This window comes from Actinoplanes solisilvae (genome assembly GCF_003999975.1).
Lineage (GTDB): Bacteria > Actinomycetota > Actinomycetes > Mycobacteriales > Micromonosporaceae > Actinoplanes > Actinoplanes solisilvae.
Genome location: NZ_RJAC01000001.1, coordinates 723,098 through 740,747, shown reverse-complemented (window position 1 = coordinate 740,747; position 17,650 = coordinate 723,098). Strand labels below are relative to the sequence as shown.

16 protein-coding genes are annotated in these 17,650 nt (G+C 70.1%); 14 read left to right on the top strand and 2 right to left on the bottom strand.

What is annotated here, in order from left to right:
• Positions 1–89: 89 nt before the first annotated feature.
• The 9 genes from EER30_RS03525 (at position 90) to EER30_RS03485 (ending at position 9,563) form a co-directional block, all read left to right on the top strand.
• On the top strand, positions 90–1,070 hold the full coding sequence (locus EER30_RS03525) for a hypothetical protein (RefSeq protein ID WP_205650097.1): 981 nt from the start codon (positions 90–92) through the stop codon (positions 1,068–1,070).
• Between the two features lie 24 nt (positions 1,071–1,094).
• The gene (locus EER30_RS03520; RefSeq protein WP_240669728.1) at positions 1,095–1,394 is read left to right on the top strand and encodes an SCO4848 family membrane protein; all 300 of its coding nucleotides are present in this window, start codon (positions 1,095–1,097) and stop codon (positions 1,392–1,394) included.
• Positions 1,395–1,550: 156 nt separating this feature from the next.
• Complete coding sequence (locus tag EER30_RS03515; protein ID WP_127498166.1) at positions 1,551–2,648, top strand: BMP family lipoprotein; 1,098 nt, start codon at positions 1,551–1,553, stop codon at positions 2,646–2,648.
• Between the two features lie 127 nt (positions 2,649–2,775).
• Positions 2,776–4,296 (top strand): ABC transporter ATP-binding protein, encoded by a 1,521-nt coding sequence (locus tag EER30_RS03510; RefSeq protein ID WP_240669727.1) that lies wholly within the window; start codon positions 2,776–2,778, stop codon positions 4,294–4,296.
• Complete coding sequence (locus tag EER30_RS03505) at positions 4,293–5,573, top strand: ABC transporter permease (protein WP_127498162.1); 1,281 nt, start codon at positions 4,293–4,295, stop codon at positions 5,571–5,573. The genes EER30_RS03510 and EER30_RS03505 overlap by 4 nt, the downstream gene beginning before the upstream one ends.
• A 5-nt stretch (positions 5,574–5,578) precedes the next feature.
• Complete coding sequence (locus EER30_RS03500; protein WP_127498160.1) at positions 5,579–6,847, top strand: ABC transporter permease; 1,269 nt, start codon at positions 5,579–5,581, stop codon at positions 6,845–6,847.
• A gap of 30 nt (positions 6,848–6,877) precedes the next feature.
• Positions 6,878–7,606, top strand: a complete 729-nt coding sequence (locus tag EER30_RS03495) for a cytidine deaminase (RefSeq protein WP_127498159.1) — start codon at positions 6,878–6,880, stop codon at positions 7,604–7,606.
• Positions 7,599–8,876 carry a thymidine phosphorylase gene (locus tag EER30_RS03490; RefSeq protein WP_127498157.1) on the top strand — a complete coding sequence of 426 codons (1,278 nt, stop codon included), beginning with the start codon at positions 7,599–7,601 and terminating at the stop codon, positions 8,874–8,876. The genes EER30_RS03495 and EER30_RS03490 overlap by 8 nt, the downstream gene beginning before the upstream one ends.
• Before the next feature lie 6 nt (positions 8,877–8,882).
• Positions 8,883–9,563 (top strand): DUF4272 domain-containing protein, encoded by a 681-nt coding sequence (locus tag EER30_RS03485; RefSeq protein ID WP_127498155.1) that lies wholly within the window; start codon positions 8,883–8,885, stop codon positions 9,561–9,563.
• On the opposite strand, the gene EER30_RS03480 is transcribed toward EER30_RS03485, so the two are convergent.
• A complete protein-coding gene (locus EER30_RS03480) occupies positions 9,560–10,363 on the bottom strand; it encodes a putative RNA methyltransferase (RefSeq protein WP_127498154.1) in 804 nt (267 codons plus the stop codon). The two genes, EER30_RS03485 and EER30_RS03480, sit on opposite strands and share 4 nt — an antisense overlap.
• A 26-nt stretch (positions 10,364–10,389) precedes the next feature.
• Between EER30_RS03480 and EER30_RS03475 the strand changes: the two genes are divergently transcribed.
• The 5 genes from EER30_RS03475 to EER30_RS03455 all read left to right on the top strand — a co-directional run bounded on the left by EER30_RS03475 (position 10,390) and on the right by EER30_RS03455 (position 16,912).
• The gene (locus EER30_RS03475) at positions 10,390–11,475 is read left to right on the top strand and encodes an adenosine deaminase (protein WP_127498152.1); all 1,086 of its coding nucleotides are present in this window, start codon (positions 10,390–10,392) and stop codon (positions 11,473–11,475) included.
• Positions 11,476–11,913: 438 nt separating this feature from the next.
• Positions 11,914–15,450, top strand: coding sequence for a sensor histidine kinase (locus tag EER30_RS03470; protein WP_127498150.1), 3,537 nt, complete (start codon positions 11,914–11,916; stop codon positions 15,448–15,450).
• A complete protein-coding gene (locus tag EER30_RS03465) occupies positions 15,447–15,851 on the top strand; it encodes a roadblock/LC7 domain-containing protein (protein ID WP_014447580.1) in 405 nt (134 codons plus the stop codon). Before EER30_RS03470 ends, EER30_RS03465 begins: the two co-directional genes overlap by 4 nt.
• A 91-nt stretch (positions 15,852–15,942) precedes the next feature.
• Positions 15,943–16,323, top strand: coding sequence for a DUF742 domain-containing protein (locus EER30_RS03460; RefSeq protein WP_127499324.1), 381 nt, complete (start codon positions 15,943–15,945; stop codon positions 16,321–16,323).
• 1 nt (position 16,324) lies between these two features.
• A complete protein-coding gene (locus tag EER30_RS03455) occupies positions 16,325–16,912 on the top strand; it encodes a GTP-binding protein (protein ID WP_045740041.1) in 588 nt (195 codons plus the stop codon).
• 23 nt (positions 16,913–16,935) lie between these two features.
• Here EER30_RS03455 and EER30_RS03450 read toward each other — a convergent pair whose 3' ends face one another.
• Positions 16,936–17,646, bottom strand: coding sequence for an HAD family hydrolase (locus EER30_RS03450; RefSeq protein ID WP_127498148.1), 711 nt, complete (start codon positions 17,644–17,646; stop codon positions 16,936–16,938).
• Positions 17,647–17,650: the final 4 nt, after the last annotated feature.

The window sequence follows — 17,650 nt, the reverse complement described above, 5'->3', positions numbered from 1 at the left end:
TCTAAAACGAACGCTCGTTCTTGACACGATCTCGTGGCGGAAGGCACGCTGGGCACATAAAAGAACGAGCATTCGTTTTAGGAGTCGAAATGCGACGCACGCCTGTCACCCTCGGCGTTCTGATCGCGGTCCTCGTGGTGGCCGCGCAGGCGCTCCTCGTCCCCCTCTTCGCGGCCCCCGCGGCCAACCTCGCCCCCCGCGACCTGCCGATCGCCGTGGCCGGCCCGCCCGCACTGAGCGCCCAGCTCGAGGCCGAGCACCCCGGTGCCTTCGACGTGCACGCCGTGGGTGACGCCGCGGCCGCCGAAGCCGCCATCAAGGACCGCGAGGTCTACGGGGCGATCGTGGTCTCGGCCGGCGGACCCCAGGTGCTCGTCGCCTCGGCCGCGTCACCGGCCGTGGCCACGCTCCTGACCCAGGCCGCGGCCGGGTTCGGCCCGCAGGTCCCGGTGCGCGACGTCGTGCCGTTGGACGCGAACGACGCTCGCGGCGCCGGGTTCGCGGCCGGGTTCCTGCCGCTCGCCATCACCAGCCTGGTCGCCGGCGTTCTCGCCTTCCTGCTGGTGCGCCGGCGTTCGGCCCGGCTGGTCGCGCTGCTCAGCTACGGCGTTCTGGCCGGGTTCACCGCGGCGGCGGTGCAGCAGCAGTGGCTCGGCATCCTCCCCGGCGGCTACTTCGCCGTCGCCGCCGCGCTCGGCCTCTTCGCCCTGGCCATGTCGGCCGCCATTACCGGTCTCGGCGCGCTGATCGACCACCGCGGGCTCGGCCTCGGCGCCCTGCTGTTCTTCCTCGTCGGCAACGCGCTGGCCGGCATCGCGGCGGCGCCCGAGCTGCTGCCGCAGCCGTGGGGCGAGCTCGGTCAGTGGCTGCCGATCGGGGCCGGCGCCTCCCTGCTGCGCTCGGCCGCCTACTTCGACGGCGCCGGGTCCGGCACGGCGATCGCGGTCCTCACGGCGTACGCCCTGGGTGGTCTGGTCTTGACCCTGATCGGGCGGCAGGGTCTGGCCCCGGAGGGCACGCCGGTGAAGGTTGAGCAGGTCACGCGGCCCGACCTCGTCCCGGCGGCGTGAATCAGCCGCTGGGATAGTTGACGCATGGTCATAACGCGACGGTGGGCGGTCTTCCTGACAGCGGTCGGGGTCTGGACGTGGGTCATCTGGCCTCGGTTCGGCCTGGCCATCTGGAAGGACGACCGCTCCTCCGCCGACGGTCAGCCGACCTCGTTCCTGATCGTGCACGCGGTGCTGATTCTCGCCTCGCTGGCGATCGGCACCACGGTCGGCGTTCTGGGTGTGCGGGCGTGGCGTCGCTCACGCAAGATCGGCTATGCGAACTCGGTCACACCGGAAGGTTTCGCGCCTGTTACCACACGAGCCGATGATTTGCCGCACTAGCGGATAGAAGCGACGCGCGACGGGCTCTGTGGTTGCGGCCAGATAACGGTGCGCCAACAGTCCGGCCCAAACTGCCTCGGACGTTCTGGCCTGCGGCTACGCTCCCGCCGTGAAGACTCACCGGCAAATGTCGGTGTGCGTTGGAAGGAGGGCGTCTTGCGCCCAGTACGTGGGAACCGGCTCGTGGCGATTCTCGCGGCAGGTGGGCTGACGCTCGCCGCCGCTGCCTGTGGTGACGCTCCTGACGAGACCCCCGCCGGCGGCAGCTCCAACGCCGCGGCCGCCGCATACAAGGCCTGCATGGTCACCGACACCGGTGGCATCGACGACAAGTCGTTCAACGCGTCGGCGTGGGCCGGTCTGCAGGAGGCCAAGACTCAGGCCTCCAACGTCGACCCGAAGTACGTCGCGTCGACCGCCGAGGCCGACTACGAGCCCAACCTGCGCGGCTTCGTGACCCAGAAGTGCAACTTCATCCTCTCGGTCGGCGGCCTCATGGGCGACGCCACCAAGGCGGTCGCGGCTCAGAACACGAGCCAGCAGTTCGGCATCGTCGACAGCGCGATCCCGGGCGCGACCAACGTCTACCCGATGCAGTTCGCCACCCAGCAGGCCGCGTTCCTCGCCGGCTACCTGGCCGCGGGCTACTCGAAGTCGGGCAAGGTGGCCACCTTCGGCGGCCTCAAGATCCCGCCGGTCACCATCTTCATGGACGGCTTCGCCGACGGCGTCGCGCAGTACAACAAGGCCAAGAGCAAGAACGTCCAGGTGCTCGGCTGGGACAAGGCCAAGCAGAACGGCAGCTTCGCTGAAGACTTCGCCAGCCCGGCCAAGGGCAAGGCGCTCGCCGACACGTTCATCGGCCAGGGCGCCGACGTGATCATGCCGGTCGCCGGTGGCACCGGTCTGGGCGCGGCCGAGGTCGCCAAGAACTCCGGCGGCAAGGTCTCGATCGTCTGGGTCGACCAGGACGGCTGCAAGAGCGCGGCGCAGGACTGCGACGTCTTCCTGACCACCGTCGTCAAGAACATCACCGACGCGGTGGAGAAGGCGGTCGTCGACGGGGCCAAGGGCACGCCGCTGGCCGCGACCCCGGGCTACCTGGGCACGCTGGAGAACAACGGTGTTTCGCTGGCGCCGTACAACACGTTCGACAGCAAGATCTCGCCCGAGCTGAAGGCCGAGGTCGACAAGCTCAAGACGGACATCATCGCCGGCACCATCAAGGTCGAGTCGGCCAGCGCCCCGGCCTGAGCAAACACTAGGTAACATCTCGACCGCCGCACGGTCGCGAGAATCTCTCGTGGCCGGGCGGCGGTTCCAGTTTCTTGTGCGAACCCCCCAAAGAAGCCGAAGTCAGGAGATTCCGCTGAGACTCGAATTGCGCGGCATCACCAAGCGCTTCGGCGACCTGGTGGCCAACGACCGCATCGACATCACCGTCGAGCCCGGCGAGGTGCACGCCCTGCTGGGCGAGAACGGCGCCGGCAAGTCGACCTTGATGAACCAGCTCTACGGCCTGCTGCAGCCCGACGAGGGCGAGATCCTGGTGGACGGGGAGAAGAAAGTCTTCCGCAGCCCCCGGGACGCCATCTCGGCCGGCATCGGCATGGTCCACCAGCACTTCATGCTGGTCCCCGTCTTCACCGTGGCCGAGAACATCGCGCTCGGCGCCGAGGAGGTGCGCGGCGGCCCGCTGGGCTGGCTCGACCGCCGGCGCAACAAGCGCGACGTGCTCGAGACCTCGAAGCGTTACGGCCTGCCGGTCGACCCCGACGCCCTGATCGAGAACCTGCCGGTCGGAGCGCAGCAGCGGGTCGAGATCGTCAAGGCCCTGACCCGCGACGTCGACCTGCTCATCCTCGACGAGCCGACCGCCGTGCTCACCCCGCAGGAGACCGACGAGCTGCTGGCGGTGATGCGATCGCTGGCCGAGACCGGCAAGTCGATCGTCTTCATCACCCACAAGCTGCGCGAGGTCAAGGCGATCGCCGACAAGATCACCGTGATCCGCCGCGGGCGCACGGTCGGCACCGCCTCGCCCGACACCTCCGAGGAAGAGCTGGCCGAGCTCATGGTCGGCCGCGACGTCAGCCTCGAGGTGACCAAGACCCCGTCCGACCCGGGCCGCGAGGTTCTCAAAGTCTCGGGCCTGATCGTCGAGGACGACCGCGGCGTCCGCGCCGTCGACGGCGTCGACCTGGTCGTGCGGTCCGGCGAGGTGCTGGGCATCGCGGGCGTGCAGGGCAACGGGCAGACCGAACTGGTCGAGGCGATCATGGGTCTGCGGCCGTCGCGCGCCGGCACGGTCGAGCTCGAGGAGAAGAACCTCGCCGGCCGCACCACCAAGCAGGTGCTGGGCGCGGGCGTCGGCTACGTCCCCGAGGACCGCAGCCTGGACGGGGTGATCAAGGACTTCACCGTGGCCGAGAACCTGGTCCTCGACCTCTACGACCGCGCGCCGTTCGGCAACCGGGTCAGTCTCAACCCCAAGGCGATCGCCGATTCGGCCCGCGAGCGGGTCGAGCGGTTCGACATCCGTACGTCGTCGCCGCAGTCGACCGTCGGCACCCTGTCGGGCGGCAACCAGCAGAAGGTCGTCGTCGCCCGCGAGATGTCCCGCCCGCTGAAGCTGCTGATCGCGTCACAGCCGACCCGGGGCGTGGACGTCGGCTCGATCGAGTTCATCCACAATCAGATCATTCACGAGCGTGACATCGGCACGGCCGTGCTGGTCGTCTCGAGCGAGCTCGATGAGGTGGTCGGTCTGGCCGACCGCATCGCGGTCATGTACCGCGGACGGATCCTGGCCGTCGTCTCGCCGGACATGCCGCGCGAGGAGATCGGGCTGTTGATGGCGGGCATCACCAGCCCCGCGCAGGAAGCCGAGGAGAGCGAGTGACCACCGAAGCCCCTGCCCCCGAGGCTCCGCAGACTCCGCCGGCAAAGAAGAAGGACGAGAAGGAAGAGAGCCTTTTCAGCCTCTTCCTGCACAACCTCTGGTCGGCCAACACCGTCACCGTGACGATCCTGTCGATCTTCCTCGCGCTGGTCATCGGCGCGGTGCTGATCGTGATCTCCGACTCCGACGTGCTCTCGATGTACTCGTACTTCACCTCACGGCCCAGCGACGCCCTCTCGGCGAGCTGGGACCTGGTCGGCCACGCCTACGCCGACCTGTTCAAGGGCGCGGTCTTCGACCCGGCCGCGGTCCAGGCCCTGTTCAACGGCTCCGGCGACTGGAAGACCGCGCTCAACCCGCTCTCCGAGACGCTGACCTACGCCGCCCCGCTGGTCTTCACCGGTCTGTCGGTGGCGATCGCGTTCCGCGGCGGCCTGTTCAACATCGGCGGTCAGGGTCAGGCGGTCGTCGGCACGATCCTGGCCGGCGTGGCCGGTTTCGCCATCGGGCTGCCGGCCGGGCTCCACCTGATCGTCGCGCTGGCCGCGGGTCTCATCGGCGGTGCCCTCTGGGGCTTCGTGCCCGGCCTGCTCAAGGCCCGCACCGGGGCCCACGAGGTGATCACCACGATCATGCTCAACTACGTGGCCACGCTGTTCCTCGGCTGGCTCATCCTGCAGAAGGGCGTGCAGGACCCGAACCGCACCGACGCGATCAGCAAGACGGTCGACTCGACCGCGCTGCTGCCGGCCCTGCCCGCGCCGCTCCGGGTCCACCTCGGCATCGTGCTCGCGGTGCTGGTGACCGCCGCGGTGGCGTGGATGATCAACCGTTCCTCGTTCGGTTTCGAACTGCGCGCGGTCGGCGTCAACCCACCGGCCGCCAAGACCGCCGGCATGAGCGTCGGCCGCACCTACACGCTGCTCATGGTCGTGGCCGGTGGTCTGGCCGGCCTCGGTGGCGCGGTCCAGGTGCTCGGCACCGCCGACCGGCTGACCGGCCAGGTGGCCGGCAACATCGGCTTCGACGGCCTGCTGGTCGCCCTGCTCGGCCGCAACAAGCCGTGGGGCACGCTGTTCGCCGCGATCCTCTACGGCGGTCTGCGGGCCGGCGGCAACCTGATGCAGGTCGACGTGGGCGTCTCGCTCGAGCTCGTCACCGTCCTGCAGGCCTTGATCGTCATCTTCATCGCGGCGCCCGCCCTGGTGAAGGCAATCTTCCAGCTCCGCGCGGCGCGGAGCGCACGGCTCGGCGCGTCCGTGGCGAAGGGGTGGTGAGCGGCGTGTCGACCGCGACCGTGGAGGAGCTCACCGAGGCGAGCGCCCCGAGCAGATTCTGGAACCGGGAGCGCCGGCTCGGCGCCGCCCTGGTCATCATCGGCGTCATCGCGGCCGCGTTCTTCGGATCGCTCGCCCCGTCCGAGACGGCCCGCTTCACCCTGAGCGAGAACGCCGAGGGCGCTGCTCTCTCGATCAACGGGCAGCTCGGCGCCATCCTGTTCGGCGTCATCACCGTGGCGGCCGGCGCGGCCCTGCTGGCCGGCGTGGCCAAGCGCTGGCAGACGACGCTGCTCGTCCTGGGCATCGTGACCTTCGTCTTCTCGTTCCTGTGCTGGCAGGTGGCCGGCAAGTTCCTGCCGCTGGTCGACACGCTCAGCGGCTCGCTGGAACTCGCCCTGCCGCTGATCCTGGGCGCCCTGGCCGGCGTGCTCGGCGAGCGCTCCGGCGTGGTCAACGTGGCGATCGAGGGCCAGTTCCTGATGGGCGCGTTCGGCGCCGCCCTGGTCGGCACGCTGGCCACCAGCGTGTGGGCCGGCCTGATCAGCGCGGTGGTCGGCGGAGTGATCATCGCCGCGCTGCTGGCCGTGCTGGCCATCCGCTTCCTGGTCGACCAGGTCGTCGTCGGCATCGTGCTCAACCTGCTCGCGCTCGGCGTCACCGGCTTCCTGTACGAGCGGCTCATGCAGCCCGACGCGATCAAGTACAACTCGCCGCCCCGGCTTCCCGAGTGGCGCATCCCCGGCCTGGCCGACATCCCCGTGATCGGACCGGTGCTGTTCGAGACGAACCTGCTGGTCTGGCTCGCCCTGATCCTGGTCTTCGTGATCCACTTCGGGCTCACCCGCACCCGCTGGGGCCTGCGCACCCGCGCGGTCGGCGAGCACCCGACGGCGGCCGACACGGTCGGCATCCGGGTGCGCGGCCTGCGCTACCTGAACGTGCTGATGGGCGGCGTCGTGGCCGGCATCGGTGGCGCGTACTTCACGCTCGTCGCGACCGGGGCGTTCAACAAGAACCTGACGGCCGGTGCCGGCTTCATCGCGCTGGCGGCCCTGATCTTCGGACGGTGGACGCCGTTCGGGGCGCTGGGTGCGGCGCTGTTCTTCGGCTTCGCCCAGAAACTGGCCAACTACCTGGGCGCGGTCGGCAGCCCGGTGCCCAACCAGTTCCTGAACATGCTGCCCTACATCGCGACCATCGTCGCCGTGGCCGGGCTGGTCGGCCGGGTGCGCGCGCCCGCCGCCGACGGAGTTCCGTACGTCAAGAGCTGACGTCCAGGCACGTCAGGCACAATTTGCGGCATGGAGATCGACTGGGCTGGGTTGCGGGCCGCCGCGACCGAAGCCATGCGGCACGCTTACGCGCCCTACTCCGACTTTCCGGTCGGGGCGGCGGCGCTGGTGGACGACGGCCGGGTGGTCGTCGGGTGCAACGTGGAGAACGCGTCCTACGGGGTGGGGCTGTGCGCCGAGTGCGGGCTGGTCAGCCAGCTGCACATCACCGGCGGCGGGCGTCTGGTGGCGTTCTCGTGCGTCGACGCCACCGGCAACCCGCTGATGCCGTGCGGCCGGTGCCGCCAGCTCCTCTGGGAGAACGGCGGGCCGGAGCTGCTGGTCGAGTGGCACACCGGGCCGCTGCGCATGGCCGAGCTGCTGCCGCACGCCTTCGGGCTGGAGGACCTGGAGCGGGTCAACGGGGCCATCTCGACGCCCGAGGTGCCCGCCGAGCTGGCCAAGTGGCGGGGCCGGGGCACCGTGTTCGTGCACCCCGACCTTTCCGGCGGCGAGACCGTCTGGACGGGCTACTGGGAGCGCTCCGGGGGCAGCACGGCCGCGAGCGACGCCGAGAAGGGCGTGCTCGAGGAGGGCCCGAACTTCCCGACCGTGGCGCAGGCCGTGGGCTGGGGCCAGGTGCGCACCTCGCGCATCGTGGTGGTGGACGCCGAGGGTGGACTCGCGTGGGCCGGCGAGGGAGATCCCCCGGACGGCATCCCGTCGAAGTGGAATGCGGAAGGTGGTATCGATGAGTGAGTTCGCCGCGGTTGACGTCATCCGGGCCAAGCGCGACGGGCACGTGCTCAGCGATGCCCAGATCGACTGGGTCGTCGACGCGTACACCCGGGGGGTTGTCGCCGACGAGCAGATGTCCGCCCTGGCCATGGCTATCCTGCTGCGCGGCATGACGCCCGCCGAGATCGCCCGCTGGACCGCCGCGATGATCGCCAGCGGGGAGCGGCTGGACCTGTCCGCGGTCACCCGCCCGACCGCCGACAAGCACTCCACCGGCGGCGTCGGCGACAAGATCACGCTGCCGCTGACCCCGCTGGTCGCGGCGTGCGGCGCGGCCGTCCCGCAGCTGTCCGGCCGCGGCCTCGGCCACACCGGCGGCACGCTCGACAAGCTCGAGTCGATCCCGGGCTGGCGCGCCTCGATCAGCAACGACGAGTTCAAGCGCCAGCTTCAGGACGTCGGCGCGGTCATCTGCGCGGCCGGCGACGGCCTGGCCCCGGCCGACCGCAAGCTCTACGCGCTGCGCGACGTCACCGGCACGGTCGAGGCGATCCCGCTGATCGCCAGCTCGATCATGAGCAAGAAGATCGCCGAGGGCACCGGGGCGCTGGTGCTCGACGTCAAGGTCGGTTCCGGCGCGTTCATGAAAGACCTGGCCACCGCCCGCGAGCTGGCGAGCACGATGGTGCGGCTCGGCAAGGACAGCGGGGTGAACACGGTCGCCCTGCTCACCGACATGAGCACCCCCCTCGGCCTGGCCGTCGGCAACGCCAACGAGGTCACCGAGTCGGTCGAGGTGCTGGCCGGCGGCGGCCCGGCCGACGTGGTCGAGCTGACCCTGGCACTGGCCCGCGAGATGCTGACCGCGGCCGGGATCGACGCCGACCCGGCCGAGGCGCTGGCCTCCGGGGCCGCGATGGACAAGTGGCGCGAAATGATCCGGGCCCAGGGCGGCGATCCGGACGCGCCGCTGCCGGTCGCGCGCGAGACCGAGGTGTTGCGGGCCTCGTCCGACGGGATCGTGAGCTCGGTCGACGCGTACGGGATCGGGATCGCCGCCTGGCGTCTCGGGGCCGGCCGGGCCCGCAAGGAAGACCCGGTCAGCTTCGGTGCCGGCATCCAGCTCAAGGTCAAGCCGGGTTCCTCGGTACGGGCCGGGGATGTGCTGCTCGAGTTGCGGACCGACGACCCCGATCGCATCCCGGTGGCCCGCGCCGAGGCCGCCGCGGCGATTGTCCTCGGCACCGAGCGGCCCACCCTTACCGACCTGGTCCTCGACCGCATAGCCTGACGCACCATGCAGAAGGCCGCACCCGACCCCCGCGCGGTTCGCGAGGCCAGCCTCGACGAACTGGCCCGGCTGGGTCTGCCGCTGCCGCCGCCCGGCTTCCCCCTGGTGTGGGAGCCGGGCGACCAGGTCGAGCTCCGCCCCACGTCCGACCTGGAAGCGCGCGCGGCGGTGCTGCACGTGGTCGTGGCGCGTTGCTTCGGCATGCCGACCGAGGCGGCGATGAGCTGGCTGCTCGGTTCGCACCTGGTCGACCTCGTCACGCCTCCGGAATGGCAGTTCGTGATCGGCGCGAAGGGCGACCACCGCTCCTTCGTGCTGCACCACGACGCCGTCTTCGCGCTGGCCTGGCTGCTCGGGCTCAGTCGCCACCTCGACCCGACCGCCCCGCCCGAGGACAGGATGATGACGCAGATGCCCGACCTGCCGGCGGGGGAGACCTTCGGCCAGTGGCGGTCGCGCTCGCTCATGTCGCCGCGCGACCCGGTCGAGGCGGTCGTGCTGCTCGACCTCTACTACTGCCTCGACTGGGCGTTCCAGGAGGCCGAGGCGAGCGGGCTGCCGTTGCCCGGCGAGATCGACGGCAACGCGATCGGCCAGCGGCGATGGGCCCTGGAGTGGGCCGTCATCTTTCACGGGCCCTACCACGACCAACCGGCCGAATGGGAAGAGGTCGATCTTTCGGTCTAGGCCGGATGATAGGCCGTGACCAGCACCGATGCCGTGACTCGGGCCGGTTCGGCGGGCCGGACGGCGGCAACGTGGCGGGCGCTGGGGGTCATGCCGATCAGGGTGCGCACCTCGTCGGCGGTCAGGTCGAGCTCGCGGCTCAGGGGAGTGGCGTCGCTCGGCTCGAAGTGGTCGCCGAGCGCCTCCCGCACCCGGGACTCCTTCTCGGGGTCCACCTGGATCAGGTCATGGGCGTCGATCAGCTCGCGCAGGTGGTCGGGGCCGGGCGTCACCACCAGCAGCACGCCGTCCGGGCGCAGCACGCGGCGGAACTCGGCACCGTTGCGCGGGGCGAAGACGTCGAGGATCACGCTCGCCGCCCGGTCGGCCAGGGGGAGTGGGCGCCAGAGGTCGGTCAGCACCGCCGCGGCGCGGTCGTGCGCGCGGGCGGCCCGGCGCAGCGCCGGCTTCGATACGTCCAGGCCCAGGCCGACGGCCTGCGGGGCGTGGTCGAGGACCGTGGCCAGATAGTCACCGGTTCCCGTTCCGGCGTCCACGATCAGCCCGTCGGGAGCGCCGGCGCTCGCCGCGAGGGCCGCGGCGATGAACGCGTAGTGCCCGGCGCCCAGGAAGGCGGCCCGGTCGGCGATCATCTCGGCGGTGTCGCCGACGTGCGGCATCCGTCCCGCGGTCAGGTCGGCGTACCCCTGCTTGGCCATGTCGAAGCTGTGCCGGTTGGCGCATCTCAGGGCCCGGCCGGCCCGCTCCAGTGGCTGACGGCACACCGGGCATCGCAGGTACGGCAATGCTCCGTCGATCATTGGTTTCCTGCCTCTAGCATCGGTTGATGGCCGCCATCGCATTCTCCGACATCGTCCCGGCGCCGAAGGCGCTGCTCCACGACCACCTCGACGGGGGGCTGCGCCCCGCCACCATCGTCGACCTCGCCGAGCGGGTGGGTCACCCGTTGCCCACCACCGACCCGGTCGCGCTGGGCGAGTGGTTCGTCGAGGCCGCCGACTCCGGATCGCTGGAACGCTACCTGGAGACGTTCGCCCACACCGTCGCCGTCATGCAGACCCCCGAGGGCCTGCACCGGGTGGCCAAGGAGTGCGCGCTCGACCTGGCCGCCGACGGCGTGGTCTACGCCGAGGTGCGCTACGCGCCCGAACAGCACCTCGAGCGTGGTCTCAGCCTCGACGAGGTCGTCGAGACGGTGAACGCCGGCTTCGCCGAGGGCGCCGCCGAGGCCGCCGCGCTGGGCACCCCGATCCGCATCGGTGTCCTGCTGACCGCCATGCGGCACGCGGCCCGTTCCCAGGAGATCGCCGAACTGTCCGTGCGCTATCGCGACGCGGGTGTGGTCGGGTTCGACATCGCCGGTGCCGAGGCCGGTTTCCCTCCCACCCGCCACCTCGACGCCTTTGAATATCTGCAGCGTGAGAATTTCCACTTCACCATCCACGCCGGCGAGGCCTTCGGGTTGCCGTCGATCTGGCAGGCGATCCAGTGGTGCGGCGCCGACCGCCTCGGTCACGGTGTGCGACTGGTTGATGACATCACGGGTACGCTCGCGGGCGGTGATGTCGTGCTCGGCAGGCTTTCGGCCTATGTGCGGGACAAGCGCATTCCCCTCGAGCTGTGCCCGTCGTCCAATGTGCAGACCGGTGCCGCCGCGTCGATCGCCGAACACCCGATCGGGCTGCTGCACGACATGCGGTTCCGGGTCACCGTCAACACCGACAACCGCCTGATGAGCGGCACGTCCATGTCGCGCGAGATGGCGCTGCTCTCCGAGGCCTTCGGCTGGGGGTGGGCCGAGCTCCAGTGGTTGACGATCAACGCGATGAAGTCGGCTTTCATCCCCTACGACGAGCGCCTGGCGATCATCAACGAGATCATCAAGCCGGGCTACGGAAAGCTGCTCGGCTGACGCCTGTCCTCACTGGGCACAAGATTGTTACAGAGCATCCGCCGGCCGGTGACACTGCCGGTTCGGCGGCGTTCATCGTCCGTTCGGCCATAATGGTCATAACAAAAACTGCGAAATCCGGCATCTCGCCTTGCCGATTGTTCGCGACCGCGCCATCGTCTCTCCTGCCGCGATCCTCTACGATCGGGCGCGATCGTTCGGTGTCTCCCCCGCGCCGTGGCGATTGTCCTGAGTGACTCTGAGAAACGTGCTCCTGCACAACGCGTGATATTGACCGGCGACGTCCCTGCGACATCGCGTCACACAACCGGTCCGTGTCCAGCGGCCCTTTCTCTTTGACACTCGTCGTGATGGAATCTCGGGGGCCCGGCGCGGCAATCGGCCGTGTGTGGTGCCCGGCTCGCCGAGTGCCGGGGCCCGATACAGGAGGACGGTGACGTGAGCAAGCGCCCCAAGACGGCGACCGGCGTCATGTCGCGTCTCCGTCGGCCGGCCGATCGGCTGCGAGATCTGCCGATCTGGTCGAAGCTTGGCTTGATCATGCTGGTTCCCACCCTGGCGACGATCATCGTCGGCGTCAGCGGCCTGGTGGACCACATCGAAGAGGCCAACAACGCGGAGCGCGCCCGCACCCTTTCGGTGCTGTCGGAAGCAGCCGGTGGTCTCGTTGACCACCTACAGAACGAACGCGCCTACGGCGTGATGATCTCGACTCTTCCTAAGAACAGCCCGGAGCTGAAGAAGGCCAAGGATCTCTACAGCGCTGAGCACGCTCAGGTCGACGCGGCCAAGACCCCGTACGCGCAACAGAAGGCCGCACTGGACGACGTGCCCGACAATGTCGCCACGCTGCTCCTGCGCCTCGACCGCAACCTCGAGGATCTGCCCGCCCAGCGCAGCCAGGTCGCGAACGGCAAGGCTCCGGAAGACGCCGACGCGAACTACACCAAGCTGATCGACGACCTGCTCGAGGTGCGTGACGCGGCCGCCCAGCTGGCCAACGACACCCAGCTCAGTGACCACCTGCGTGCCGTGGCCGCGGTGGCCCAGGCCAAGGAATACGTCGCCAGCCAGCGCGACATCGGCCAGCGGATCGTCCAGAAGGGCGAGCTGACCGCGAAGCTGCGCCGCGACTACCTGGTCGCCGACACCGGCTTCCAGATCGCGGGCAACACGCTGTTCTCGACCGGTTCGACTGCCGACACCGACCTCTTCAAGCGCATCAGCGAACTGCCGGCCGGTCGGGCTGCCTCCAACCTGACCGTCCCGCTGGTGGCCCTGCAGGGGTCGAACGTCAATCAGATCCCGTTCAACTCCGCGCAGTGGGAAGCGGCGATGTCGGGCGTCGGCAAGGAATACCGCACCGTCGAGCAGCGCATGGACAAGGACATCGTCGCCGAGGCCACCGACCTGCGTGACAAGGTGAACCGGCGGGTCTTCATCGAGACCAGCGTGCTGCTCGGCATGCTGCTGCTGGCGATCCTCTTCGCCTGGCTCGTCGCCCGGTCGATGGCCCGCTCACTGCGTGAGCTGCGCCAGGGTGCTCTCTCGGTCGCCCAGTTCGGCCTGCCCCACGCGGTCAGCCGGCTGCGCGACCCGCAGCTCTCCACCTCGCTGACCCCGGCTCAGCTCGCCGACCAGATCGCCGAGCCGCTGCCGGTGCGCAGCCGTGACGAGTTCGGTCAGGTTACCGAGGCCTTCAACGCGGTTCACCTCGAGGCGGTGCGCACCGCGGCCGAGCAGGCCGCCCTGCGGGCCTCCGTCGCGACGATGTTCGTCAACCTCGCCCGCCGTTCCCAGATCCTGGTCGACCGGCTCATCGGTCACCTCGACCGGCTCGAGCGCGGCGAGGAAGACCCGGACCGCCTGGCCGAGCTCTTCCAGCTCGACCACCTGGCCACCCGAATGCGCCGTAACGACGAAAACCTCCTGGTTCTCGCCGGCGCCGACTCGACCCGTGTGCAGCGTGAGCCCGCGGCACTGATCGACGTGCTCCGCGCCGCGCAGTCCGAGGTCGAGCACTACACGCGCATCGAGTTCGGCATGATCGACCGGGACATCGAGGTGGCGGCGCACGCCGTCAACGACATGGTCCACCTGGTCGCCGAGCTCTTCGACAACGCGACCGCCTTCTCGCCGCCCAACTCGACGGTCATCGTCGAGGCCCGGCGGCTGGGTGACGGCGCCCTGCTCTCGGTGGAAGACCGGGGCATCGGCATCAGCCGTGAGCAGCTTCACGAGCTCAACGAGCGGCTGGCCAACCCGCCCATGGTGGACGTGGCCGTCTCCCGCATGATGGGCCTGGTCGTGGTCGCCCGGCTGGCCAACCGGCACACCGTCAAGGTCGAGCTCCGCCCGGCCGACACCGACCGGGGCACCGTGGCCGAGGTCGGCCTGCCGCTCTCCGTGCTCACCGGCCAGGGCCAGAACGCGGTCGCCGCCGGCGGCCGCATGCAGGTCGGCGCCGGCTACGACCAGCAGGGCCGCCCGGGCATGCCCGAGCCGATGGCCCTCGAGAGCGGTCGCGGCGGCGGTGGCTACCCGACCGGTCGCCCGTTCGACCCGAACCCCCCGATGAACACGGGCGGCATGCTGGGCACGAACGGCCGCTCGGCGCCGGCGTGGTCCGACCTCACCGGTGCACCGTCCAACGGCTTCGGCTCGAACGGCGGGCTCAACGGCGGCAGCAACGGCAACGGCAGCAACGGCTTCTACGGCCCGCGCAGCAACGAGGTCATCCCGCCGCTGCCGCCCGGCCCCGGCCAGTCGCAGGGCTTCGGTGGTCCGGCCCAGCCGCAGGGCTTCGACGGCCTGCCTCAGCGCCGCAATGTCGACCAGAGCGACGCCAACGGTTTCGGCGCGACCATCCCGCGTCAGCTTCCGGCCAACCCCGAGACCCAGGGACGCACTCCGTTCGTCCCGCCGGTCTCGGCCCCGCCGGTGCCTCCGGTCTCCGCTCCGCCGGTGCCGTCCGCTCCGCCCTACGGCGGTCGTCCGGTCTCGTCGCCGCCCGGAACCGAGCCGCCGACCGGCGCCGTCGCACCGCCGGCCTGGCCGCCGGTCGCTCCCGAGCGCGAGGCTCCGGCCCCGCACGTGCCCGAGAGCCTCGCCGCGGCGCTGGACATGACCGCCGAGCTTCCCCGTTACCGCGCGGACCAGCGCGGCGACCAGGGCCCTCAGGTCGAGCGTCCGGCCAACCCGCAGACCGCTCCGATCCCGTCCTCGTCCCCGCCCTTCGGGGGCGACTCGCAGGGCGAAGCCCAGCGGGCCGCTGCGGCGGCGCGGGCGGCACACGAGGCGGCGGCCGCTCAGGCGGCCGAGGCCCAGGCCACGGCCGCGGCTCAGATCGCCGCCGCGCAGGCGGCGGCCCGCCAGCGGGACAGCGGTCCGGGTCAGTTCGCGGACGAGACGATGGAGCTGCCGATCTTCCGGGAGCTCGAGTCGGCCTGGTTCACGACCGGCCGTCCGGCCGAGGCCAAGACATCGACGAACGGGCTCGACGAGCCGGTCAGCTCGCAGCGGATCCCGACCGGGGAGCCGTCGCGATCGGTCGGCGTGCCGCAGCAGGCCGTCTCGCCCGAGTCACGGGACAGAAACCCGGCTACTGTAGGTGTCGGTGCCGGCAACGGCGCCGCTTCGAACGGCACCGCCGCCCCGGCGTCCAACGTCGCCACGAGCCCGTGGCAGACCGCGGCCGACCAGGGATGGCAGGCTGCTCGGGCGGCGGCGGAAACGCCGGTCGAGTCCACGACCACGGCGGGTCTGCCCAAGCGGACCCCCATGGCACAGCTCGTCCCCGGTGGCGTCGACCGGAGCGAAAACTCCGTTCAGCGCCGTACCCCCGAGGGTGTCCGCGGTCTGCTGTCTGCCTACCACCGTGGTGTGCAGCGCGGTCGTACCCAAGAAATGACCAACCCGGAGGAGACTCCGGGAGGGCAGCAGTCCTCGCAGGCTGGCAAGGAGCATGAGGCATGACATCTACGCAGGATCTCGGTTGGCTCCTGGCCAACTTCGCCGACCGCGTTCCCGGCGTCGCACATGCGATCGCGGTCTCCGCTGACGGCCTGCTCCTGGCGGCCTCACGGGACCTTCCCCGGGACCGCGCCGATCAACTGGCAGCCATCGCCTCCGGCCTGGTCAGCCTCACTCAGGGCGCCGCGCGGTGCTTTGAGGGTGGCGCCGTGCTGCAGACGGTGGTCGAGATGGACAACGGGTTCCTTTTCCTGATGTCCATCTCGGATGGTTCTTCCTTCGCGGTGCTCGCGGCTCGCAGCTGCGACGTCGGACAGGTCGGCTACGAAATGGCCCTCCTGGTCGACCGTGTCGGCGAGGCCCTCACCCCCGCCCCGCGTTCGGCGGCCGGGGTTCTCGGCTGAACGGGCAGTCGGCCGGCGTCATAGGCCGCTGTTCAAAAAGTTGACAACAAGAGACACTTCTAGGGGTTCGAGGAAGGGGTGAGCGGTGACGATGCCCGAACGCGATGAGCCGACCGGCGCGCTGGTCAGGCCGTACGCCGTAACCCGTGGTCGGACCCGGCCGAAGCTTGAGATAGCGCTGGAAGCGCTGGTCGAGACAACCGTTCGCGGCCGATCTGGCATGATGCGCGGCGGGCAGGGTGGAAGCGAGCATCAGTACATCGCGGAGATGTGCGACGGCGGCCGAGTTCAGTCGCTGGCCGAAATCGCCGCACGCATGCAACTGCCGCTCGGTGTGGCACGTGTGATCGTCGCCGACATGGCCTCCGATGGCCTTGTCGCGGTATACGAGCCCACCTCGCTGGACGACGAGACCGACGCGGTAGGCACGGAACTGCTGGAAAGGGTGCTGAGTGGACTTCGCAGGCTCTGACATGTCGCACCGTCCCGCTGCGGGGCGCGTGACGTCGGCGAAGATTGTGATCGCCGGCGGGTTCGGCGTCGGTAAAACGACGCTGGTCGGGTCGGTCTCGGAGATCACCCCACTGACCACTGAGGCCATCATGACCTCGGCTGGTGTGGGGGTCGACGACAACCGGCAGGTCCCGGGGAAGATGACGACCACTGTCGCCATGGACTTCGGCCGAATCAGCATCGATCGCGATCTGATCCTTTATCTGTTCGGCACGCCGGGCCAGACGCGTTTCTGGTTCATGTGGGACGAACTGGTGCGGGGCGCGATCGGTGCGGTCGTGATGGTGGACACTCGGCGTCTCGCCGACTGCTTCGCCGCCATCGACTTCTTCGAACATCGTCGCCTTCCGTACCTGATCGCGATCAACTGCTTCGACGGCATGCAGTATCACAACGCCCAGGACGTTCGGGACGCTCTCGCGATCTCGAGTGACGTCCCCGTGGTGAGCTGCGACGCGCGCAACCGTGAGTCGACGAAAAACGTCCTCATCTCGCTTGTCGAGTATGTGCTGACGATGCGTCGGACACGCGCGGTAGCGCCCGCCTGACCGACGGTCGAAGCCCCGCTCCGCTAGGCCGGAGCGGGGCTTCGTCGTGTCTTCAGCACGGCGGGTAGCTCGCCGAGGTCGTCGATGACCAGCTCCGGCCGGTACTGGTCGGGGTCGCTGCGCAGCATCGCCACGTCGGGGTGGGCGGCATTGGTGACCAGAACCGGCCGCATGCCGGCTCGCCGGGCACCGTCGTGCTCCCGGCTGCCGCCGTCGCCCACGAACCAGCATTCGGTCGCGGTCACGCCGAGCCGGTCGGCCGCGGCGGCGTAGAGGACCGAGTGGGGCTTGCGACGGCCCTCCTGCCAGGAGAAGACGGCGGCGTCGAGCCGAGCGGCGTACGGGGTGGTCGGCCACGCCTCGCACAGCTCGCTGGAGCAGTCGCTGATCAGGCCGAGCCGCCAGCCTTCGGCGCGCAGACGGTCGAGCAGGGCCAGTGCGCCCGGCCGCGGTGGCCGTACGCTCTCGGCCCCTGATCTTTGGGCGGCCACGGCCCGGTCGAGCTGGCCGTCGGTGGGCTCGGACCCGCAACGCCGAGCCATCGCCAGCAGGGTCTGCCGGGTGTCGCCGTGCCGGCCGACGATCCGCTCCGGGAAGCTGTTGCTCATGGCGGCCCAGAAGGCGTCGAGCGGGAGGCCGAGCGCTTCCGCGGTGGCCGTGAAGGACGATTGCCGGTGGAGCTCGGCCGCCGGGTCGGTCAGCGTGCCGAAGAAGTCGAAGACGATCGCGCGCACGTCG

Coding starts and splice junctions, on each gene's coding strand:
- EER30_RS03525 (WP_205650097.1), top strand. CDS start 90: ATGCGACGCACGCCTGTCACCCTCGGCGTTCTGATCGCGGTCCTCGTG.
- EER30_RS03520 (WP_240669728.1), top strand. CDS start 1,095: ATGGTCATAACGCGACGGTGGGCGGTCTTCCTGACAGCGGTCGGGGTC.
- EER30_RS03495 (WP_127498159.1), top strand. CDS start 6,878: ATGGAGATCGACTGGGCTGGGTTGCGGGCCGCCGCGACCGAAGCCATG.
- EER30_RS03490 (WP_127498157.1), top strand. CDS start 7,599: ATGAGTGAGTTCGCCGCGGTTGACGTCATCCGGGCCAAGCGCGACGGG.
- EER30_RS03485 (WP_127498155.1), top strand. CDS start 8,883: ATGCAGAAGGCCGCACCCGACCCCCGCGCGGTTCGCGAGGCCAGCCTC.
- EER30_RS03480 (WP_127498154.1), bottom strand. CDS start 10,363: ATGATCGACGGAGCATTGCCGTACCTGCGATGCCCGGTGTGCCGTCAG.
- EER30_RS03475 (WP_127498152.1), top strand. CDS start 10,390: ATGGCCGCCATCGCATTCTCCGACATCGTCCCGGCGCCGAAGGCGCTG.
- EER30_RS03465 (WP_014447580.1), top strand. CDS start 15,447: ATGACATCTACGCAGGATCTCGGTTGGCTCCTGGCCAACTTCGCCGAC.
- EER30_RS03460 (WP_127499324.1), top strand. CDS start 15,943: ATGCCCGAACGCGATGAGCCGACCGGCGCGCTGGTCAGGCCGTACGCC.
- EER30_RS03455 (WP_045740041.1), top strand. CDS start 16,325: ATGTCGCACCGTCCCGCTGCGGGGCGCGTGACGTCGGCGAAGATTGTG.